This window comes from Catenulispora pinistramenti (assembly GCF_018274385.1).
GTDB lineage: Bacteria > Actinomycetota > Actinomycetes > Streptomycetales > Catenulisporaceae > Catenulispora > Catenulispora pinistramenti.
The window spans coordinates 1-18,787 of sequence record NZ_JAAFYZ010000215.1 but is presented as its reverse complement, the minus strand read 5'-3'; the positions used below and the strand labels follow the sequence as shown (position 1 = coordinate 18,787).

Sequence of the window (18,787 nt, the reverse complement as noted above, 5' to 3'; positions counted from 1 at the left end):
ACGCGACCATCGCCACCCCGGCCCCGCCCCCGGTCGCCGCATGCCCGGTGGCGCCCCACGTCGCGGCCACCGCGAGGGTGAAGGCCAGCGGCAGCCCGGGCCCCGTGGCGCGGCGCAACACCGCATCGCCCACCACAGCCGCCACGGCCAGCACGATGAGGCGCGCCATGAATGCGTGGCCCTCGCGCGTGCCGAGCGTCACGGAGAGCAGGGAGCGGTCGAGGAGGTGGGTGAGGGGGAGGCCGCGAGCCGCGGGGGCGTAGGCGGTGACCTGGATCAGGGTGCCGATGAGGAGGAGGGACCAGCCGAGGGCGGCGGGCCAGGTGGGGATTGAGGCTGGGGCTGGGGCTGGGTCTGGGTCTGGGTCTGAGGTCGCGGGCTGAGGCTCAGGTTCGGCGGCTGCGGCGGTCGCGATCGCGGCGGTGTCCTCCGACCGGAGCTCAGCGCGCGATTCGGCGGTATCCAGTTCAGCAGCTGTGACTACGGCTGTGATTACAGCTGCGGCTGCGGCTGTGGCTGCGGTTTCAGCGCGGTCGATGTCGATACCCGGCGCCTGCTGCCCGATCGGCGATCCGTCGCCCCCCGGCCGCCCCCGCCGCCGATACGTATACAGCGCCGCGATCCCGCCGACCATTGCCAGCCCCGCGAAGCCGACCCACTGCCCGGCGTCGTACACCGCGCTCGTCAGCCGGTTGTGCCCGAGCCCTGCGACGCTCACCGCCGCGCTCGGCGCCCCGACCGAGAACTGCACCTGGCCCGAGCTCGCGTGGCCGTCGTCGGCGGCCGTCGCCTGCCACACCAGCACGAAGGTGCCGTGCCGGGCCTCGGGCGCCAGGTCCACCGCCATGCTGCCGGCGCCGGACGGGCCCGCGTGCGGTGTCCCGGTGTCCAGGCGGCGGCCGTCCGGGCCGATCACCTTCACCGCGCTCAGCCGCAGCACGATGTCCTCCGAGAACCGCAGCGTCACCTGCGTCGGCTCGCTCCGCACCACAGCACCCCGCGATGGGTTCGACGCCACCAACTCCGCGTGGGCCGAGGCCGGTCCGGCCAGCACCACCAGCGCCGCGATCGTCGCTGCGCACACCGTCAGAACTCGCCGCGTCAGTGACACTCGCCTGCCGCCTTCCGTTCGGCCACCGCCTGCGCGACGCCGCCGCGGTACGCGGCCAGCGTCTGCGCGTCCGGCTGGTACTTCCACTTCCCGCTCTCGAAGACCACCGCGCCGCCGCCGGTCATCGAGCCCTGATGCCAGGTCACGCTCACGTTCGTCGCGTCCACATCCGTCGCCGCGTCGATGACGTACGGCTCGCCCAGCGCCGGCCGGCACTGCGTGTTCAGCCGCACGTAGTCCGCCTCGCTCAGCGCCGCCTGCCCCGCCGCCGACCACAGGGCCCACGCCTGCGCCCACCCGCCGCCGGACCACAGCCCCAACTCCTCCGTGGCCACCGATCGGGCCTGGACCATCGACGGCCCCGAAGGCTTTCCGCCGTGTGACCCAGAACCCTGCGATCCAGAACCGTGCGACGTCGACCCGCGCGACCACCCCGCCAGCACCCCGTTGACCGCGATCACCGCGACCACCACCGCCAGCAGCAACCACCACCCGGCGGCCCGGCCGCGCAACCTGAGGCGTGCAGCGCCCATCGTCCCTCCCAGGAACCGGCGATAGCCCAAGACCCAAGACCCAAGACCCAAGACAAAACACGAAAGCGGCGGCGGGGTTGACGGCCGGCGAACCCCGCCGCCGCTCTCCGTCGCCCCCGAGCGACTGCGGAACGGGGCGGCGGCTCAGATCCCGCGACCGCCGCCCCGCCGGGGGCTCAGTTCGTGAGCCGGTTGGTGCCGTAGTGCAGGATCATGCTCTGGTTGGCGCTCAGGTTCAGGTCCGCGGTGAAGCGCAGCGAGTCGCGGATCTGGTCGTTGGTGATCGCCGTGCTCGGCGCGCCGCCCCAGGTGTAGGTGAACGTCTGCCCGGGCGCGACCTGGCGCTGGGCCAGCGAGACATCGTGGAAGCCCAGGCGGGCGATGTAGAACGACGTCCCGTCGCCGCGCGGCACCTCCAGATAGTCCTGCTGCGGGTGCCCGTACGCCTGCGACGCCGTGTACGAGTGGTCGTCCGAGCTCGACGGCGCGCGCCAGATCAGCACCGCGCAGTCGGTGGCCAGCGTCTCGGAGGAGGTGTTGGTGAACGTGAACGTCCAGTCCCCGTAGTACTGGTCGCCGCTGTACGACACCGCCTCGGACAGCCCCACGTTGCTGGCGAACGCGGTGGTCAGCGGCTCACTGAGGATCGGGTTGGCGCCGCTGATCGGGTGGTTCACGCCGGTGGCGCAGCGTTCCAGCGATGAGCTGTAGTCCGACGGCGCGCCGGTCGGCACGGCCTGGGTGTAGCTGGCCGGCCCGGCGGAGACCGCGGAGGTCGCGGTGCTGTCGGCCGCGGCGCTGCCGCCGCTGCCCAGCGCGGCGATCCCGGCCGCGACCGCGGCCGTGGCCAGGCCCGCTGCCAGGCCCCGTTTGGTGGAGATGCGTTGCATGCGGGTGTCCTTTCTCCAGCGAAGAGCTCTGCGCGCTCTGGGATGAGCGCCGAGAGCTCGTCAGGACGGTCCCCGGCCGGCATGCCGGGGATCGGGGTGGTGCCGGTGGCATGGCTCCCACGCCCTACGCCGGCGCCGCGTACTGAGGGAAATCGGCGCCGCTGTCGGCCGCACGTCACGGGAGAGGTGATGTGGTGAAGATCCGCATATAAGGGTTTTGTGATGCGGATAACGTTGCGTCATGAAAGGTCTACTGCCGCCTGTTGGCCGAGTCAAGGCTTTTCGGTGCCTTGGTCTAGTCCATTAGGTCTAGACCCGTGCCGGCCCGCCGAAGAAAAGGGGCACGCCAGGGCTTCGCAAGGGGAGCGCGTGACAGGATGGCCCGATGGAGTTGCGTCAGATGCAGGGCTTCGTGGCGGTCGTCGAAGCCGGGAGCCTGTCGGCGGCGGCCCGGCGGCTGCACGTGAGCCAGCCGGCCCTGTCGCAGACGATCGCCAGCCTGGAACGCGAACTGCGGGTGCCGTTGCTGGAGCGCAGCAGCACCGGCGTGAAGGTCACCGAAGCCGGCGGCCTGCTGCTCACCGAGGCGCGCGCCGTGTTGGCCCGGCACGAGCAGGCGCTGCGGGCCATGGCCCGGTTCACCGCGGGAGACGGCGGCGTGCTGCGTCTGGGCATCCCGCTGGAGTTCCCCGCAGCGGTGCTCGCACCGGCGCTGGCCGAACTCGCCGAGTCGTGCCCGCACACCCGGGTGCGGGCGCGGCACCTGTCCACCGCCGAGCAGATCGCCGTGCTGCGGGCGGGGGAGTTGGACGTCGGCCTGCTCCGCGAACGTCCGATCGGGCCCGGCCTCGACGCGGTACCGGTGACCCGCGAACGGCTCGGCGTGCTGCTGGCCGCCGACCAGGCCGCCGACCTCGCCGGGCCCGACGGCGTCCCGCTCGACGCGCTCGGCGGCCTGGACTGGCTGGCGTTCCCGCGCGCCGACAGCCCGGCCTGGCACGACGAGGTCACCGCGATCCTGCGCAGCCACGGCCTGGCCCCCGGTGCCGACGCCCCGCCGGGGCAACGGCTCATCGCCGAGGTCAAGCTGGCAGCGGTGACGGCGGGGAAGGCTTTCGCGCTGGCCCCGCCGGACTGGTCGCAGCCGCTGCCCGACGGCGTGCTCTGGCAACCGCTGGCGGGCCATCCGCTGGTGCGCCGCACCTGGGCGGTCTGGCCCGCCGACTCGCGGCGCCGGGATGTGGGGCTGCTGATCGCCGCGTTCGATCGGGACGGATCAGCAGGCTGAATCAGTTGCCTGAGTTGACGCGCCAGCCTTGCGCGACCGGCACCCGCGACCGGCACCCGCGACCGGCGACCCGCGACCGGCACTTCGACCCGCGACCCACCGGCAACCCGCACCGCGACCCGCGACCCGACCACGACCGCCTGCCTAGGCTCGCGGTCCGGCCGACCCGCACACGCCTGGGCTGGCTAGCCGGACTGGTCGCAACATCCTTACTCAGACCGCGGTCCGACCGCCGTCCACCGGCAGCAGCACCCCCTGCACGAAGCTGGCGCCGTCCCCGGCCAGATACACCACCGCCGCGGCGATCTCCTCCGGCGCGGCCGGACGTCCGGCCGGCGCCTGCGCGGCGAGCTGGTCCAGTCCCTCGCCCATCGCGACGGTCCCCTCGGTGCGGGTCGGGCCGACGCCCACCGCGTTGACCCGCACGCCGCTCGGGCCGTACTCGGCGGCCCACGCCTTCGTCAGCAGGTTCACCGCCGCCAGGCTCGAACCGTACAGTGCCATGCCCGCCGCGCCGTAGGCGGCGACCTGGGTGCTGATGTTGACGATCGCGCCCTTGCCGCGTGCGGCCATCGCCGGTGCCAGCTCCGCCACCAGGAAGAACTTCGCCTTCACGTTCAGCGCGTAGAGCTTGTCGAACTGCTCCTCGGTCATCTCCGCGGTCGGCCCGAACGGGTAGGCCCCGGCGTTGTTCACCAGGATGTCGACTCGCCCGCCGCCGGCCTCGACGGCCTCGCGCGCCAGCCGCCGCACCGCCGCCGCGTCGCTCAGATCCGCGGAGATGAAGTCCGCCTTCCCGCCCTTTTCCCGAATGCCGGTGACGACGCTTTCGCCGCGCTTGCCGTCGCGTCCCGCGACGAGCACGTGTGCCCCCTGCTCGGCCAGCGCCGTCGCGATCGCGGCCCCGATGCCGCTGGTAGCGCCGGTGACCAGAGCCACGTTTCCGTCCAGGGAGAATGCAGTCATGGGAATTGCCTTTCCTGAAGTCCGTTGGTGACGCTTCATCGAACCGCGGGCGCCGTCCGGTACTTCCGTAGTGGCCACAGGCATTCCTTATAGGCGATATCGGCCCAGATTCTGGCCGCGCTCAGAGGCGCTCAGAGGCGCTCAGAATCGCTCGGACATCCAAGATCTTTACGTGTGCCGCCGCGATCTGATAGGAGTCACTGTGACTTCCGCTCAGCACACCTCCCCGAACCCGTCCGACACACCGAACGCCGACGCCGCCGGAACCTGGCAGCTCGGCGACCGCACCGTGAACCGCCTCGGCTTCGGCGCCATGCGCGTCACCGGCACCGGCGCCTTCCACAACGGCACGCCCCGCGACCGCGCCACGTCGATCGCCGTCGTCCGCCGCGCCGTCGAGCTCGGCGTGAACCACATCGACACCGCGGCGTTCTACTTCTCCGCCCTGCGCTCGGCCAACGAGATCATCAACGCCGCGCTGGCCCCGCTCGGTGCCGACGCCGACCACGTCCTGATCGCCACCAAGGTCGGCCCGCGCCGGGACCGGGCCGGCGGCTGGGAGGCGGCGGCGAAGCCGGAGGACCTGCGCGGCGACGTCGAGCAGAACCTGCGCGAACTCGGCCGCGACCACCTGGACCTGGTCTACCTGCGGAACATGCGGTACGACTCGATCGCCGAGCACTTCGGCGCGCTGGCCGAGCTCCGCGAGGAAGGGCTGATCCGCGACCTCGGGGTGTCCGGCATCTCGACCGCGCAGCTCGCCGAGGCGCGCGAGGTCGCGCCGGTGGTGTCCGTGGAGAACAAGTTCGGGCTCGACGACACCGAGTCGGTCGACGTCATGAACGCCTGCGGGGAACTGGGGATCGCGTTCGTGCCCTTCTTCGCCATCGCCGGCGCCCGCTCCGGTGCCCCGGCCCCCGAGGAGATCTCGGAAGAGGCCCGCGTCCTGAAGGTCGCCGAAGCCCACGGCGTCACCCCGCAGCAGATCCGCCTCGCCTGGACCCTGTCGCAGGGCCCGCATGTCCTCGCGATCCCCGGCACCGGAGATCTGGCACACCTGGAGGCGAACATCGCCGCCGGGGCGATCCGTCTGACGTCTCAGGAGCTTGACCTGCTGGTGTCCGGAGACTGACCACCTCTGCGGCGGCGCGCCCGGATCAGCGGGCCCGCCGCCGCCCCGCGACCAACGTCTCGAAAGAATCCAGCACCCGCTCCAGCCCGAACTCGTACGCATGGTCCGCGTCATAAGCCGCGCCATGCGCCTCCCCGGCGGCTGACCCGACGCGGACAGCGTTCGGGTACTTCTCGGCGTCGAACACCTTCTCCAGCAACGGCGCGTTCGCCTGCCACCACTGCCGGTCGCTCATCGCACTCTCGGTCTGCGCGGCGCGCGTGTCCGCGGCGCTGCGGGCCCAGCCCTGCACGAATCCGAGCAGGTGCGTCAGGCAGTCGTCCGTCTCCACGTCGCCGAGCCCGGTGTCCTCGAACGCGGTGAGTTCGTGCTCGTACTTGGCCATCAGCCCCGGGCCCAGCGGCGGCCGAGCCGTCGAGACTTCCGCCGCCCACGGATGCGCCTCGAACAACGCGCGGTTCTCCTCGGCGACCGCCTTCACCCGCGTACGCCACGGCTCGCCGGCGGTGTCCGGGCGCGGCATCTCGGCGTACGCGGCGTCCATCATCAGGTCCAACAACTCGGCCTTGCCCGGCACGTACGTGTACAGCGACATCGGCACCACGCCGAGTTCCTGCGCGACCCGCCGTATCGTCACCGCCTCCAGCCCCTCGGCGTCGGCGAGCGCGGTCGCGGCGGCGAGCACCGCGTCCACGCTGAGCGCCCGCCGCGGTCCGCGGCGCGGGGCGGGCGGCGTGGCGGGGTCCTCGGCGGCGCGCCAGAGCAGCCGCAAGGTGTGGGCCGGGTCACCGGCACTGGTTCGTTCCGTCGGCACGGGAACAATCCTCCCGCATCGTGAGTTGTACCTTGTACACTGTACGACGTACAGTATTAACTGTCAGCCCGGCAACACCCTGGAGGAGCTATGCGCATCACCGCGAGCGCCGTATCCCTGAACGTCGCAGACGTCCCCGCCTCCACCCGATTCCTCATCGACCACTTCGGCTTCCGCGAGGAGATGGCCGCCGACGGCTTCGCCTCCCTGACCCGCGACGACGTCGGCATGCACGTCGTCTACCTGCGTACCGGCATGCCGACGCTGCCGGCCGATCAGCGCGACGACCACGCCGACGGCCTGATCCTCGCCTTCACGGTCGACGACCTGGAGGGCGAGCTGGCCCGGCTGGAGAACGAAGGCGTCGCCATCACCATGCCGCTCACCTCAGAGGAGTGGGGCGAGCGGGCTTTCCAGGTGCGCGATCCCAACGGGGTGATCGTGCAGCTGGTCGACTGGAACGCCGTCGCCGCCGTGTGACCGGTCCTTGACAACGCGAAAGCCGGGCGGTCGGGCCGCCCGGCTTTCGTGGTCCGCGTTTAGCAGATCAGTCCTGGATCTCCAGCCGCTCGCCGGTGCTGGATGAGAACAGGTGCGTCTCGTGGCCGTGCGGCTTGGCGTAGAGGGTGTCGCCCTTCAACGGGACGGCGCGGGCGTCGACCCGCAGGATCATGTCGACGTCGCGGTCGCCGACGTGCGCGTTGGTGTAGGCGAAGGCGTCAGCGCCCAGCTCCTCGACCAGGTGCACTTCCATCGCGATCGCGCCCTCGGGGTCGCCGACCAGGTCGAACGACTCGGGGCGGATGCCGATCGTCAGGCTGCTGGCACCGCCGGCAGTGGCCTGCGACAGGGCCTCGCGCGACACCGGGACGACCAGGCCGTCCAGCTGCACGCCGCCGTCGACGATCGGGACCTCGACGAGGTTCATCGCCGGGGAGCCGATGAAGCCGGCCACGAACACGTTCGCAGGCTTCTCATACATGCCGCGCGGGGTGTCGCACTGCTGCAGGAGACCGTCCTTGATGACGGCGACCCGGTCGCCCATGGTCATGGCCTCGACCTGGTCGTGGGTGACGTAGACGGTGGTGGTCCCGAGGCGGCGCTGGAGCGAGGCGATCTGGGTACGGGTCTGCACACGCAGCTTGGCGTCCAGGTTCGACAGCGGCTCGTCCATGAGGAACACCTGCGGTTCCCGGACGATCGCGCGGCCCATCGCGACACGCTGACGCTGGCCACCGGACAGCGCCTTGGGCTTGCGGCCCAGGTACTCGGTGAGCTCCAGCAGCTTCGCCGCCTCCTCGACCCGCCTGCTGATGGTGGCCTTGTCGACCTTCGCGATCTTCAACGCGAAGCCCATGTTCTCGGCCACGGTCATGTGCGGGTAGAGCGCGTAGTTCTGGAACACCATCGCGATGTCCCGGTCCTTCGGCGGAAGGTGCGTGACATCACGATCGCCGATGAAGATGCCGCCGGAGGACACTTCCTCCAGGCCGGCCAGCATGCGCAGCGCGGTGGACTTGCCGGAACCGGACGGGCCGACCAGAACCAGGAACTCTCCGTCCGCGATGTCGAGGTTCAGTTTGTCGACCGCGGGCGAATCGGCCCCGGGATAGACGCAGGACGCGTCCTGATAGACGACACCAGCCATGTCAACCTTCCCCTTCTGACCGGCAGGAACGTGCCGGACGATCCGAGTCTGAGGGACGGCGCCGCGCTCCGAGGAGGCGCGGACCGTTGTTGTGACGACGGTACTCCGGGATCGCGATGTGGGAAGTGCAGATGTTGTGTTGATTGCGTCACGCCAGGCCGAAGGCGGTGGCGCAGACTAAAGCGCTATCGCTGCGAGCGGCCGTGTTCGCCGCGCGTCCGCGCCGTGTTCGCCGCTCCGAGCTATCCCGCCGGGCCGAGCAGTTCGCTGATGAGCCCCCGCACCCGCTGCTCGATGTCATCGCGAATCGGCCGCACCGCCGCGACGCCTTGCCCGGCGGGATCCGGCAGCTCCCAGTCGAGATGCCGCTTGCCCGGATAGACCGGGCACGCGTCACCGCAGCCCATGGTCACGATGACATCGGCGGCCAGCGCCGCCTCATCGGTCAGCACCTTCGGCGTTTCCGCCGATAGATCGATCCCGACCTCGGCCATCGCCGCCACGACCGCCGGATTCACGCTGCCGGCCGGCGCCGACCCCGCCGAGCGCACCGTGACGCGATCGCCCGAGAGATGGGTGAGGAAGCCGGCGGCCATCTGCGAGCGGCCGGCGTTGTGGACGCAGACGAACAGGACGCTGGGCTTGCCGGTCATGCGGCGCTCACCCCCCTCACGCCAAAGCCCCGGCTCTGGCCTCGGCCCCGACCTCGACCGGTGCCAGCAACCCCGACAGCCGTCCCAGCATCTCCGGCAGCACCCAGTAGTAGACCCACGTCCCGCGCCGTTCGGAGCCCACGAGGCCGGCGTCTCGCAGCACCTTGAGATGGTGCGAGATGGTCGGCTGCGACACGTCGAACTCCCCGGTCAGGTCGCAGACGCAGGCCTGGCCGCCCTCGAACGAGGCGATCAGCGAGAACAGGCGGAGCCGTACCGGATCGGCGAGCGCTTTGAAGACCTTCGCCAGGTCCGTCGCGTCCGCTTCGCCGAGTGGTTCGCGGGCCAGCGGGGTGCAGCACAGCACGCCGGGCAGGCCCGGAGCGCTCTGCGCCGGCTGGAGAACTGGCAGCTCCTTCTTCGACATACGTCTATGTTGACAGTCATCGATACAGGAGGCAACCTTGGCTGCATAGACATCCGTCTATTCAGCCAGGAGGCCCGCCATGTCCCGCGTCCAACTCGCCCTGCGTGTCACCGACTTGGAAGGCTCGATCGCCTTCTACAGCAAGCTCTTCGGCGCCGAGCCCGCCAAGCGCCGTCCCGGCTACGCCAACTTCGCGATCGCCGAGCCGCCGCTCAAGCTGGTGCTGATCGAGGGCACCGGCGACGTGCCGACCCGGCTGGACCACCTCGGGGTGGAGGTCGAGGACACCGCGCAGGTCGCCGCGGCCACCTCGCGGCTGGCCGGCGAGGGCCTGCCGACCGCGGTGGAGGACGCCACGACCTGCTGCTACGCGGTGCAGGACAAGGTCTGGGCGACCGGGCCGGGGCAGGAGCGGTGGGAGGTGTACACCGTTCTGGCCGACGCCCAGCTCGAAGGGCAGACCGCGATGCCCGATGGCTGCTGCACGCCGGAGGGCGAGTGCGCCGTCCCGCAAGTAGCCGACGTCGAAGTCGAAGTCGAGGTCGCGGCCGCACGCCGGGCGCCCCAGGCGTGATGCCCGACCGGCGGTGATCGCGGTTCCATCGCCGACGCCGACTTCCCAGCGGGCAAGGCCTGGGAATCGCCTCCCATGCCCAGGCGCGGACCGCCGGCCGCGGACCCCGGCAGCGCACCCGAAACCGCGCACCCACCTGCGGCATTCCGAGATGCGCAGGCTTCCTGCTATTATTGACAGGTAGCCTGCGCATCTGTCCCGCAGTTGGGAAGCAACCATGTCCGTTACTGACAACCTCCGTCCGAGCCACGACGTAGCACCAGACGTCCCGCGCGACCCATACGCCCCGCGCTTCGTCGCGCCGCTGTACCTCGGCTCCGCCCTCAACCCCATCAACAGCTCGATCATCGCGACCGCGCTGGTCGCCCTGGCCGCCGCGCTGCACATCGGCGTCGGCTCGACCGCGATCCTGATCTCCAGCCTCTACCTCACCAGCGCGCTGGCCCAGCCGGCGGCCGGCCGGCTCGCCGAGGAGTTCGGCCCGCGCCGCGTGTTCCTCGGCGGCATCACGCTCGTCCTGGCCGCCGGTGTCGTCGGCCTGCTGGCCACCTCGCTGCCGGGCCTGATCGTCGCCCGGGTCCTGATCGGCGCCGGTACGTCGGCCGGCTACCCGTCCGCGATGTTGCTGATCCGCCGCCGCGCGCACGAAGCCGGGCTCCAGTCGCCGCCGCTGGGAGTGTTGGGCGGCCTCGCCGTCGCCGGTGCCGCGACCGTCGCGGTGGGCCCCGCGCTCGGCGGCCTGCTGGTCGGCTGGCTCGGCTGGCGCACCGCGTTCTGGATCAACATCCCCTTCGCGGCGGTCGCGCTCGTGCTGACGCTCGTCGGCATTCCGTCCGACCCCGCCCGCGCCCGCGTCGGCTCGTTGCGCGCGCTGGCCGCCCGCATCGACCTGGTCGGCATGCTCGGGTTCGGCGGCTCGCTCACCGCGCTCGTCGTGTTCCTCAATACCCTGCCACGCCTGGGCTGGCCGGCCCTGGGGATATCCATCGTCCTTGCCGTGGCCCTGGTCGCCTGGGAACTACGCGCCGCGCAGCCGTTCCTCGACGTCCGCCTGCTGGCGTCCAACAAAGCTCTGACCCGCACCTACATACGCAATGGTCTGACACTCCTGGGCACCTATGTGATCCTCTACGGACTCACCCAGTGGCTCGAAGCCGCACGCGGCCTGTCCGCCTACCAATCAGGCCTGGCGCTCCTGCCGATGGGCGTCCTCAGCGCGGTCACAGCCCGCGCCATCGCCCGCCGCTCGAAGGTCCGCATGCCGCTGCTCGCCAGCGCGGTCCTGCTCGTCGTCGGCGCCGTCGCAATGCTCTTCATCGGGACGTCCACCCCGATGCCCGTGGTGCTGGCCGTGAGCGCGGTGTTCGGCCTCACCTCCGGCGCCGGCACGGTCGCCAACCAGACCGTCCTGTACCGCGAAGCCCCGGCGGCAAGCGTGGGAACCGCCTCCGGCCTGCTACGCACCTTCGGCTACCTGGGCTCCATCGCCTCCGCGGCCATCACCGGCGTCGCCTTCCACACCCACGTCGCCGACCCGGGCCTGCACCACATCGCGTGGATCCTGGTCCTGATCGCCGCCATCGTCCTGGTGATGACGGCGCTGGACCGGCAACTGGCGCGCGCCGACCGCTCGCAGGAGCCGTGAGCGCGCCCTGGCCGGTCCGCTGCCCGGCGGCGTACCGGCCGCCTAAACCTCGGCGTCCGCCAACCGATCCATGATCGCCGCCGCCTGATCCAGCACCCTGCGTTCCTCGGCCGTCACCGTCCCCGAGATCGCCTTCGACAGCCACGCCTCGCGCGTGGCTTCGCTGCGCTCGACCACCGCGCGGCCGGCTTCGGTGGCGCTGACCAGTACCTTGCGGCCGTCGTTGGGGTCCCGGCCGTCGGTGATCAGACCGGTGCTGCGCAGTCCGTTGAGGGTCTCGGCCATCGACTGGCGGCGGACGTGCTCGGCGTGCGCCAGTTCCGTCGCGGTGGCCTGGCCCTGCTCCACGATGCGGTGCAGGACGGTCAGGTGCGACCAGGTCACCGGGAGGTCGCCGATCGGGGCCTCGAAGCGCAGGCGGGCCCGCAGGCGCGTCATGGCCCGCATCAGTCCGAGGGCGGTGCCCTCGGGCGGAGGCGGTTCGCTGTTCATCGGGCCAGTTTACGGGGGGCGGCAGTGGCCGGTCCGGTAGGTAGGCCGGTCAGCTCAACCAGCCAGCTCAACCAGCCAGCCCAACCAGTCCGGTTACGGAACCACCGTCACCGGCCACTTGCCCGCCTTCACCAAGCGGATCGCCACCGAGCCGACGATGCGGTGTCCGGCCTTCTGCGAGGCCCCGATCACCACCGCGTCCGCCCGCAGCTTGTTGGCGAACTCGCACAAGGAATGGAACGGGTCGCCCTCGCCGGTGTAGAACTCCCAGCGGGCGCGGTGGCCCTCCGGCAGCCGAGCGGCCGCGTCCTCCATCTGCTGGCGCAGATCCTCGGCGGTGGTGCGGCCGGCGGCGATCATCTCGGAGGCGGCCGAGGGGGAGACGCTGGCCGGATAGGGCTGGATGTAGACGAGCGCCAGCTTGGAACCCTGGCGTCGGGCCAGGCCGGCGGCGTAGGCGGCGGCGCGGACGGAGCTCTCGGAGCCGTCGATGCCGGCCATGATCACGAGCGGCCCGTCCGTACCCAGTTCGAACATTGTGCGGCTCCCGGCATGTGGAGGACGTGTGGGCGTTCCCCTCTAGAGCATACGGATCGAACGGCCGCTTTGGTCAGGCGGTGGCCGGTCCGCTCCGGCCGCGGATCCCGTTCAGCGCCATGTCGATCGCCTCCTTCACGAACCGGTCGGTCACCGCCTCGTGCCCGTGCAGCAGCCGGTGGTAGATCGGCCCGTAGATCAGATCGAGCGCCACCTCGATCCGGACGTCGGCGGGGATCTCGCCGCGCTCCTCGGCGCGCTGCAACGCCGCCCGCGCCGCCTCCCGCCGCGGCTCGACGAACCGCCGCCGGTACTCGGCGGCGAACGCCGGGTCGGCCTGGGCCGCCGCGATCAGCTGCGCGATGACCGCGCCGTACGGCCGCGAGCCGACCAGCCGGGCCCACGGCCGGATCAACGACACCAGATCGTCGCGCAGCGAACCGGTGTCCCGGACCGCGGGCTGCACCGCGCTCCACTCGCTGAACAACGCCTCCAGCGCCAGACTCTCCTTGGTCGGCCACCACCGGTAGATGGTGGCCTTGCTGACGCCGGCGCGTTCGGCGACCACGTCCATGCTCACCGCCGACAGGCCGCGGTTCAGCAGCAGGTCTGAGGCGGCGGCCAGGATCGCCTGGTGCGCCCGGTGGCTGCGCGGCCGACCCCGTTGCGGGGCATCGGCGGGGGCGTCGGCCGGCGCGTCGGCTGGAACGTCGGCCGCGGTGCCGGCCGGGGCGTTGGCCGTCTTCGCGGCCGGTTCACCCATCGCGTCCACGTCCTAATCGGCGGCGATCTCGGCCAGGTCCGCCTCGGTCAGCGTCAGATGGACCGCGTCGATGATCGGGTCGACCTGGTCGGCCCGCCGGAAGCCGGCGATCGCGCCGCTGACCGCGGGGTTGCGCAGGGTCCACGCCACCGCGACCGCCCCGGCCGACATGCCGTGCCGTTCCCCGACCGCGCGCAGCCGGTCGGCCAGCGCGAGGTTCCGGGTCAGCTGCGGCTCGGTGAACCAGTCGTCGCTCTTGCGCCAGTCGTTGTCCGGCATCGCCTCGATCCGCTCCCGGGTCATGGCGCCGGTCAGCAGCCCCGAGCCCATGGGGGAGTAGACGATGACGCCGATGCCGTCCTGCTTCGCCGCCGGCAGGATCTCCGCTTCGACCTCGCGCTCCAGCAGCGAGTACGGCGGCTGGAGCGTCTCCACCGGCGCGATCGCCTGCAACCGCCGGATCTGCTCCACCGTGAAGTTCGAGACGCCGATGTGCCGGACCAGCCCCTGTTCCTTGAGCTCGACCATCGCGGCCCAGCCCTGTTCGATGTCGGGCTCGGGGTTCGGCCAGTGGATCTGGTAGAGGTCGATGGCCTCGCCGCCGAGCCGCTTCAGGCTGGCCTCGGCTTCGCGCAGGATCGAGTCGCGCTTGAGGCTGTGCCGGACGTGGCCGGTGCCGTCGTCCAGCAGCGAGTTCTTCGTGAAGATGTACGGACGCTCGTGCAGGCCCTGCAATGCGCGTCCGACCACGGTCTCGGAGTGCCCGAAGCCGTACGCGGCGGCGGTGTCGATCCAGTTCACGCCGAGTTCCAGCGCCCGGTGGATCGCCCCGATCGAAGCGTGGTCCTGCTGCGGTCCCCAGCCGAACTCCCAGTCGCCGCCGCCGATCGCCCACGCGCCGAAGCCGACGCGGGTGATGCCCAGGCCGGTACCGCCGAGCGGGACGGTGGGCAGTTGTGTGGTTCCCATGATTCCTCCGTCTTCCGGGGGCTCTGTTCATGGAAACGATACGCCTAGTTTCGTTTAGGCCGTCACAACGGGTGCACCGGCCCGGTGGTCGAGGGGATCAGCACGGTCTGCCCGCCGCAGGTGAGGGTGACGCCCTCGGTGGTGACGCCGGCCCGGTCACAGGTCACGGACTGCACCTGCCCCGGCTTGTCGGGTTCCAGGTAGCCCTGGCTCAGCTCGTCCACCTGGCACGTCGCCCCGCCGGACTTGATCTGGAAGACGTAGGTCCGCCCGGCATCGATGCCCCGCTGGGAGACCTGCACGGCCGCCGGCGAGCACGTGCGCGCCGCCGCCTGGAAGCAGGTCAGCGCGCCGGGATCGGCGGAGGTCACCGACGTGTCGGCGGTGACCGCGCGTGTGATGGCCGATCCGCAGCTCGCCTTGGGCAGTGCTGTCTGAGCGTTGTGGCCGCCCAGCTGGGTGGCCGCGACAGCGCTGCCGGCGGCCAGGACGACGACAGCGGCACTGCCGCCGATGATGACTACTCGAGTTCTCTTCATTCCGGTCACCTTTCTCGCTTGTACCGTCATTGATTTGGACGGCGCGAGTCCGGGCCTGGTTCCCTCTACGCCGCGGTCGCCCCGATTTCCCGTGGAGCGTTCGCCCGCACGAACTCCTCGAACTCGCTCCAGCCCACCACCCGGTCCCGAGAGCCGGGACGCATGACCGCGAGCCGGTGCACACCCAGCTGGGCGTAGTCGGCGACCACCTCCGGCGTCAGGGTCTCGTTCGGCGTGACGGTGATCGTCAGCTCACTGAGATCGCGGCCCGCGGCCTCGGCCGCTGTCCGCAGAGCGCTGATACATGTCTGGACGGCTGCCCGATCCAGCGCGAACCCGTACCACCCGGAGCCGTACCGCACGGCCCGCCGGAACGCCGCCTCCGTCCGGCCGCCGACCACCAGCGGCACGCGTGCCTGAACCGGTCGGGGGTGGGCGTCGACCTGCGAGAACGAGACGTGCCGCCCGTCCATCGCCGGCGCCTTGTCGTACCACAGGGCCTGCATCGCCTCGATGAACTCGTCCGACCGGGCGCCTCGACCGCGCGGCGAGACGCCCATCGCCTCCATCTCAGGCTCCAGATATCCCACGCCGAGGCCGAGGACGGCCCGGCCGTCGCTGACCACGTCGAGCGAGGCCACCGCCTTGGCCAGCCGCACCGGATTGTGCTGCGGCAGGATCAGCACCCCGGTCCCCAGCCGCACCCGGCGCGTCACCCCCGCCACCAGCGCCAGCGCGATCAGCGGGTCGAGGATCGGATGGTCCGGGTCCAGCGGCGAGGGCGAGCGCCGCGGGCTCGGCAGCACCGTGTGCTCCGGCGCCCACACGGACTCATAGCCCAGTTCCTCAGCCAGCGTCCCGACGTCCCGCAGGCCGGCGGCCGTCGCGCACGGCCCCATCCCGATGCCGAAAACCCCCACCACAGGTGTCATATCGATCACAGTCCGACGTTAGGAGCCCGCCGGATCGACGACAAGCGAGCGTTCGGCATGGGGCTCATGCCGCCGGCGCATGGCGCCCTCACGACAGCGGGTCCCCCGCGGCGCGAACGCCACAGGGGACCCAGTGCGAGCTGCAATACCAGCTGCTACACCAGACGCCACAAGTGATCGGTGGTCCCGTTGTCATTCCACTGCGTCACCTGCGCGCCGTCCGCGGTGGAGGCTCCGCTGACCGCCATCAGCAACCCGCTGTGCACGTTGAAGATCTTCGACCAGCCGTTCCCGGCGTCGACGATCTGCCACAGGTGGTCCGGCGTCCCGTTGTCCATGAACTGCTGCACGAACGCCCCCGGCGAGGTGTCCTGGTTGTGCACCGCGAGCACCTTGCCGCTGTTCCGGTTCACGATCCGCACCGTCCCGTCCGGGTTCGGCACGATCGCCCACAGGTGGTCGGGGGTCCCGTTGTCAGTCCACTGCGTCACGTTCGTGACGTCGGCCAGCGACATCCCCGAGACCGCCAGCACCTTGCCGGAGTTCTGGTTCTGGACCTTGTACCACCGGGTGCGGTCGGCGGTGACGGTCAGCGCCGGGGCGAACATCGCGCCGACCACCGGCCGGTTCTGGAAGCCCTGCTGCGCGGCCGAGGTGACGTCGTACCAGTCGGAGAACGGCACCCGGTTGCCGGTGCTGTTCGCGAACCCGTACACCCCCTGGATCAGGGTGTCGCGGACCGGCTGGTCGGACAGGAACGCCGCGGTGAAGATCTCCCAGTCGGCCTTGGTGTAGTTGTGCCGCGGGTCCAGGATCACGCCGTAGGCGCCGGCGTTGGACTGGTACCAGCCGGCCTCCTGGTTCTTGATCCCGGTCGGCACCAGGTTCAGCCCGAGCAGCTTGTCCGGGAACCCGTTGTACTTCAGCGACCACGTGGTCGGCGAGCCGTAGGCCAGGTCCAGGTACGGCCCCGACGGGTCCTCGCCCTTGCTCACCCATTGGCTGATGTAGCTGCGCGCGATGGAGTAGTACGAGGCCTGATCCGCCGCGTACGCCGACCCGGCGATCGAGGAGATGACGCTCATCGCCCCGATCGCCACCTGCCCCTTGAGCGCCAGGTTCACCGAGTGCGCGATCGGGCCGGTGAAGTCGTCGGTCTGGTTCTGGTTCGCCGGGTCCAGTGCGTTGCTGACCAGGTAGTCGCCCCACTGCTTCAGGATCGTGTAGTGCTGCTGCGCGAACGCCGTCGCCGAGGCCGCGGGAATCCGTTGCAGCAGCGCCGCGATCATGATCAGCATGTTCGCGGACTCCTCGACCGGCATGTCCTCCTCGTTGCCGTCGTTGTGCCCGCCGGCGTTCGGATAGCTGCTGCCGAGGTCGTGCACCGCAAACGTTTTCGGCCATTGCCCGCTCTCGCTGTAGTCGAGGATCGGCTCCAGCAGAAGCTGTAGGTAGGACGGGTCCAGGAACAGCAGCCCGGGGAACGCCGGGTAGATCACGTCGACCGTGGAGACGTTGCCGTCGGAGGAGATCTCCTTCAGGAACGCCCACGGCGACCCGTTCCTGCTGACCAACTCGGTCCCGCCGATGACCTGCCGTGCCGCCAGCGCGCACAACGCCGCGTAGTCGGCGCCGACCGACCCGCCGCCCACGGCCGCCGAAGCGGTGGACTCGATCTGCGCTTCCAGCGACTGGGCCGCGGCCAGCGCCGCGGGATAGTCGGCCAGGAACCAGTCGACCATCGCCTCCCAGCTGCCCCAGTACGTCGACCACCACGGCGGCAGATCAGCACCCAGATACGTGAGCGCCGGCGTGCGGACGTGCCCGACCGCCGCCACGAATACCGCCGAAGGACTGGCCGAAGTCACCGTCCCCAGATTCCGGTTCAACCCGGCCACCGGCCAGTTGTCGTTGATGGCCCGGGGCTGGTTCTGGTCCACCGTGTCCGGCAGGGTCCCCTGCGACACCGAGGCGCCGCGCACCACGATGTCCTGCCCCAGCTGCCAGGTCAGGCTGCTGGCAGCCGACGACGCCAGCACCGACGTGCCCCACGAAGCCTGGTCGCCGTGCTCGCCGAACACCGTCGGCGTGTTCGGCGTGAAGCCCATGATGACGCTGCCCGCGCCGGTCTGCTGCTGGGCCCAGGTCACCTGCTGCGTCACATCGCCGTGCGCCCACTCCGCCGACACGTCCAAGTGCACATTGACGGTGTGCGAACCGCCGTCGGCGCTCGCCGCCTGCACCGTCACGTAGGACAGAGGCACACTCTGCCGCTGCAAGTTGGTCGGCTCGACCGGCGAGAAGAAGGTCGCGGTCAGCGTCACCCCGGCGGCGGTGAAGGTGAAGATCGAGCGGGTCGCCGTCACCTGTACCGAGGTCTGGGTCATGCTGTTCGCCACCACGCTGGACGCCGGCGCGCCGGCGAACAGGTAGGCCGTGCCGTCGATGCGCGCGATCCCGCACAGCGCCGTTATGTGCCCGTTCCAGAACGACGGCCAGTTCCCGACCAGGGAGTCCCCGGCCAGCCAGGTGCTCAGATACGGCGAGCGCACGGCCAGCGGTGTGGCCGGCGGCCGCAGCGGGGTGAACGAGATGTCCGCGCGGGTCTGCGCGGTGCGGGGCGCCGGCGCGGTCGCCGCCGTTGTCGCAGCAGACTGAGTCGCCGCCGTGGCCTGAGCCGTGCCGTCGAAGACCCCGCCGAACGCCCCGCCCACGGCGAGCGCCGCCAAGCTGGTGTTCCGCAGCAGTCCGCGGCGGCCGACGACGGGGCCGCCCGGTTCGGCGGTGGTGCTTGGGGCAGGGGTTGGCTCGATAGCCGGGTTGGACACAGTGCTGTCCCTTCAGGTGAGGGCTGGCCCGGGGGGGGGTCAGGGT

Annotated in this window: 20 protein-coding genes; 5 read left to right on the top strand and 15 right to left on the bottom strand. The window is 70.9% G+C overall.

The features are described 5' to 3' along the window. The 3 genes from KGQ19_RS39055 to KGQ19_RS39045 all read right to left on the bottom strand — a co-directional run. Nucleotides 1–1,084, bottom strand: a 1,084-nt coding sequence (locus tag KGQ19_RS39055; protein ID WP_212018875.1) for a copper resistance CopC family protein, incomplete at its 3' end; no start/stop codon positions are given. Between the two features lie 17 nt (nucleotides 1,085–1,101). After that, the gene (locus tag KGQ19_RS39050) at nucleotides 1,102–1,644 is read right to left on the bottom strand and encodes a hypothetical protein (protein WP_212018873.1); all 543 of its coding nucleotides are present in this window, start codon (nucleotides 1,642–1,644) and stop codon (nucleotides 1,102–1,104) included. A 176-nt stretch (nucleotides 1,645–1,820) separates the two neighbouring features. After that, nucleotides 1,821–2,534, bottom strand: coding sequence for a hypothetical protein (locus KGQ19_RS39045; protein ID WP_212018871.1), 714 nt, complete (start codon nucleotides 2,532–2,534; stop codon nucleotides 1,821–1,823). A 385-nt stretch (nucleotides 2,535–2,919) separates the two neighbouring features. Between KGQ19_RS39045 and KGQ19_RS39040 the strand changes: the two genes are divergently transcribed. Beyond that, complete coding sequence (locus KGQ19_RS39040) at nucleotides 2,920–3,822, top strand: LysR family transcriptional regulator (protein ID WP_212018868.1); 903 nt, start codon at nucleotides 2,920–2,922, stop codon at nucleotides 3,820–3,822. A gap of 213 nt (nucleotides 3,823–4,035) precedes the next feature. Here KGQ19_RS39040 and KGQ19_RS39035 read toward each other — a convergent pair whose 3' ends face one another. Continuing rightward, complete coding sequence (locus KGQ19_RS39035) at nucleotides 4,036–4,788, bottom strand: SDR family NAD(P)-dependent oxidoreductase (RefSeq protein WP_212018866.1); 753 nt, start codon at nucleotides 4,786–4,788, stop codon at nucleotides 4,036–4,038. A 202-nt stretch (nucleotides 4,789–4,990) separates the two neighbouring features. Between KGQ19_RS39035 and KGQ19_RS39030 the strand changes: the two genes are divergently transcribed. Next, nucleotides 4,991–5,920 carry an aldo/keto reductase gene (locus tag KGQ19_RS39030; RefSeq protein WP_307856641.1) on the top strand — a complete coding sequence of 310 codons (930 nt, stop codon included), beginning with the start codon at nucleotides 4,991–4,993 and terminating at the stop codon, nucleotides 5,918–5,920. 25 nt (nucleotides 5,921–5,945) lie between these two features. Here KGQ19_RS39030 and KGQ19_RS39025 read toward each other — a convergent pair whose 3' ends face one another. Next, nucleotides 5,946–6,734 (bottom strand): TetR/AcrR family transcriptional regulator C-terminal domain-containing protein, encoded by a 789-nt coding sequence (locus KGQ19_RS39025; protein WP_212018864.1) that lies wholly within the window; start codon nucleotides 6,732–6,734, stop codon nucleotides 5,946–5,948. Nucleotides 6,735–6,824: 90 nt separating this feature from the next. Here KGQ19_RS39025 and KGQ19_RS39020 point away from each other — a divergent pair, with 90 nt between their 5' ends. After that, nucleotides 6,825–7,214 (top strand): VOC family protein, encoded by a 390-nt coding sequence (locus KGQ19_RS39020; RefSeq protein ID WP_212018862.1) that lies wholly within the window; start codon nucleotides 6,825–6,827, stop codon nucleotides 7,212–7,214. Nucleotides 7,215–7,281: 67 nt separating this feature from the next. On the opposite strand, the gene KGQ19_RS39015 is transcribed toward KGQ19_RS39020, so the two are convergent. The 3 genes from KGQ19_RS39015 to KGQ19_RS39005 all read right to left on the bottom strand — a co-directional run bounded on the left by KGQ19_RS39015 (nucleotide 7,282) and on the right by KGQ19_RS39005 (nucleotide 9,462). Then, nucleotides 7,282–8,382: an ABC transporter ATP-binding protein gene (locus tag KGQ19_RS39015; protein ID WP_212018860.1), complete on the bottom strand. Its 1,101-nt coding sequence runs from the start codon at nucleotides 8,380–8,382 to the stop codon at nucleotides 7,282–7,284. Between the two features lie 242 nt (nucleotides 8,383–8,624). Further along, nucleotides 8,625–9,035 (bottom strand): arsenate reductase ArsC, encoded by a 411-nt coding sequence (locus KGQ19_RS39010; RefSeq protein WP_212018858.1) that lies wholly within the window; start codon nucleotides 9,033–9,035, stop codon nucleotides 8,625–8,627. A 16-nt stretch (nucleotides 9,036–9,051) separates the two neighbouring features. After that, nucleotides 9,052–9,462, bottom strand: a complete 411-nt coding sequence (locus KGQ19_RS39005; RefSeq protein WP_212018856.1) for an ArsR/SmtB family transcription factor — start codon at nucleotides 9,460–9,462, stop codon at nucleotides 9,052–9,054. A 79-nt stretch (nucleotides 9,463–9,541) separates the two neighbouring features. Between KGQ19_RS39005 and KGQ19_RS39000 the strand changes: the two genes are divergently transcribed. Together KGQ19_RS39000 and KGQ19_RS38995 are read left to right on the top strand one after the other, a co-directional pair. Continuing rightward, nucleotides 9,542–10,036 (top strand): ArsI/CadI family heavy metal resistance metalloenzyme, encoded by a 495-nt coding sequence (locus KGQ19_RS39000; RefSeq protein WP_212018854.1) that lies wholly within the window; start codon nucleotides 9,542–9,544, stop codon nucleotides 10,034–10,036. A 217-nt stretch (nucleotides 10,037–10,253) separates the two neighbouring features. Next, the gene (locus KGQ19_RS38995) at nucleotides 10,254–11,681 is read left to right on the top strand and encodes an MFS transporter (protein WP_212018852.1); all 1,428 of its coding nucleotides are present in this window, start codon (nucleotides 10,254–10,256) and stop codon (nucleotides 11,679–11,681) included. A gap of 42 nt (nucleotides 11,682–11,723) precedes the next feature. On the opposite strand, the gene KGQ19_RS38990 is transcribed toward KGQ19_RS38995, so the two are convergent. The 7 genes from KGQ19_RS38990 to KGQ19_RS38960 all read right to left on the bottom strand — a co-directional run bounded on the left by KGQ19_RS38990 (nucleotide 11,724) and on the right by KGQ19_RS38960 (nucleotide 18,741). Continuing rightward, nucleotides 11,724–12,173 carry a MarR family winged helix-turn-helix transcriptional regulator gene (locus tag KGQ19_RS38990; protein WP_212018850.1) on the bottom strand — a complete coding sequence of 150 codons (450 nt, stop codon included), beginning with the start codon at nucleotides 12,171–12,173 and terminating at the stop codon, nucleotides 11,724–11,726. Nucleotides 12,174–12,266: 93 nt separating this feature from the next. After that, the gene (locus KGQ19_RS38985) at nucleotides 12,267–12,710 is read right to left on the bottom strand and encodes a universal stress protein (protein WP_212018848.1); all 444 of its coding nucleotides are present in this window, start codon (nucleotides 12,708–12,710) and stop codon (nucleotides 12,267–12,269) included. Nucleotides 12,711–12,783: 73 nt separating this feature from the next. After that, nucleotides 12,784–13,473 (bottom strand): TetR/AcrR family transcriptional regulator, encoded by a 690-nt coding sequence (locus KGQ19_RS38980; protein ID WP_212018846.1) that lies wholly within the window; start codon nucleotides 13,471–13,473, stop codon nucleotides 12,784–12,786. Between the two features lie 12 nt (nucleotides 13,474–13,485). After that, nucleotides 13,486–14,442, bottom strand: coding sequence for an aldo/keto reductase (locus KGQ19_RS38975; protein ID WP_212018844.1), 957 nt, complete (start codon nucleotides 14,440–14,442; stop codon nucleotides 13,486–13,488). A 62-nt stretch (nucleotides 14,443–14,504) separates the two neighbouring features. Further along, a complete protein-coding gene (locus KGQ19_RS38970) occupies nucleotides 14,505–14,981 on the bottom strand; it encodes a hypothetical protein (RefSeq protein ID WP_212018843.1) in 477 nt (158 codons plus the stop codon). A gap of 65 nt (nucleotides 14,982–15,046) precedes the next feature. Next, nucleotides 15,047–15,913 carry an LLM class F420-dependent oxidoreductase gene (locus KGQ19_RS38965; protein ID WP_212018841.1) on the bottom strand — a complete coding sequence of 289 codons (867 nt, stop codon included), beginning with the start codon at nucleotides 15,911–15,913 and terminating at the stop codon, nucleotides 15,047–15,049. Between the two features lie 155 nt (nucleotides 15,914–16,068). Next, nucleotides 16,069–18,741 (bottom strand): glutaminase domain-containing protein, encoded by a 2,673-nt coding sequence (locus KGQ19_RS38960; RefSeq protein WP_212018839.1) that lies wholly within the window; start codon nucleotides 18,739–18,741, stop codon nucleotides 16,069–16,071. Nucleotides 18,742–18,787 lie beyond the last annotated feature (46 nt).

What these genes read in the sequence shown, in the direction of transcription:
- KGQ19_RS38970 (WP_212018843.1), bottom strand. Translation starts at nt 14,981, where the DNA reads ATGAAGAGAACTCGAGTAGTCATCATCGGCGGCAGTGCCGCTGTCGTC.
- KGQ19_RS39010 (WP_212018858.1), bottom strand. Translation starts at nt 9,035, where the DNA reads ATGACCGGCAAGCCCAGCGTCCTGTTCGTCTGCGTCCACAACGCCGGC.
- KGQ19_RS39040 (WP_212018868.1), top strand. Translation starts at nt 2,920, where the DNA reads ATGGAGTTGCGTCAGATGCAGGGCTTCGTGGCGGTCGTCGAAGCCGGG.
- KGQ19_RS39000 (WP_212018854.1), top strand. Translation starts at nt 9,542, where the DNA reads ATGTCCCGCGTCCAACTCGCCCTGCGTGTCACCGACTTGGAAGGCTCG.
- KGQ19_RS38980 (WP_212018846.1), bottom strand. Translation starts at nt 13,473, where the DNA reads ATGGGTGAACCGGCCGCGAAGACGGCCAACGCCCCGGCCGGCACCGCG.
- KGQ19_RS38965 (WP_212018841.1), bottom strand. Translation starts at nt 15,913, where the DNA reads ATGACACCTGTGGTGGGGGTTTTCGGCATCGGGATGGGGCCGTGCGCG.
- KGQ19_RS39035 (WP_212018866.1), bottom strand. Translation starts at nt 4,788, where the DNA reads ATGACTGCATTCTCCCTGGACGGAAACGTGGCTCTGGTCACCGGCGCT.
- KGQ19_RS39050 (WP_212018873.1), bottom strand. Translation starts at nt 1,644, where the DNA reads ATGGGCGCTGCACGCCTCAGGTTGCGCGGCCGGGCCGCCGGGTGGTGG.
- KGQ19_RS39005 (WP_212018856.1), bottom strand. Translation starts at nt 9,462, where the DNA reads ATGTCGAAGAAGGAGCTGCCAGTTCTCCAGCCGGCGCAGAGCGCTCCG.
- KGQ19_RS39015 (WP_212018860.1), bottom strand. Translation starts at nt 8,382, where the DNA reads ATGGCTGGTGTCGTCTATCAGGACGCGTCCTGCGTCTATCCCGGGGCC.
- KGQ19_RS39045 (WP_212018871.1), bottom strand. Translation starts at nt 2,534, where the DNA reads ATGCAACGCATCTCCACCAAACGGGGCCTGGCAGCGGGCCTGGCCACG.
- KGQ19_RS38990 (WP_212018850.1), bottom strand. Translation starts at nt 12,173, where the DNA reads ATGAACAGCGAACCGCCTCCGCCCGAGGGCACCGCCCTCGGACTGATG.
- KGQ19_RS38985 (WP_212018848.1), bottom strand. Translation starts at nt 12,710, where the DNA reads ATGTTCGAACTGGGTACGGACGGGCCGCTCGTGATCATGGCCGGCATC.
- KGQ19_RS39020 (WP_212018862.1), top strand. Translation starts at nt 6,825, where the DNA reads ATGCGCATCACCGCGAGCGCCGTATCCCTGAACGTCGCAGACGTCCCC.
- KGQ19_RS38995 (WP_212018852.1), top strand. Translation starts at nt 10,254, where the DNA reads ATGTCCGTTACTGACAACCTCCGTCCGAGCCACGACGTAGCACCAGAC.
- KGQ19_RS38975 (WP_212018844.1), bottom strand. Translation starts at nt 14,442, where the DNA reads ATGGGAACCACACAACTGCCCACCGTCCCGCTCGGCGGTACCGGCCTG.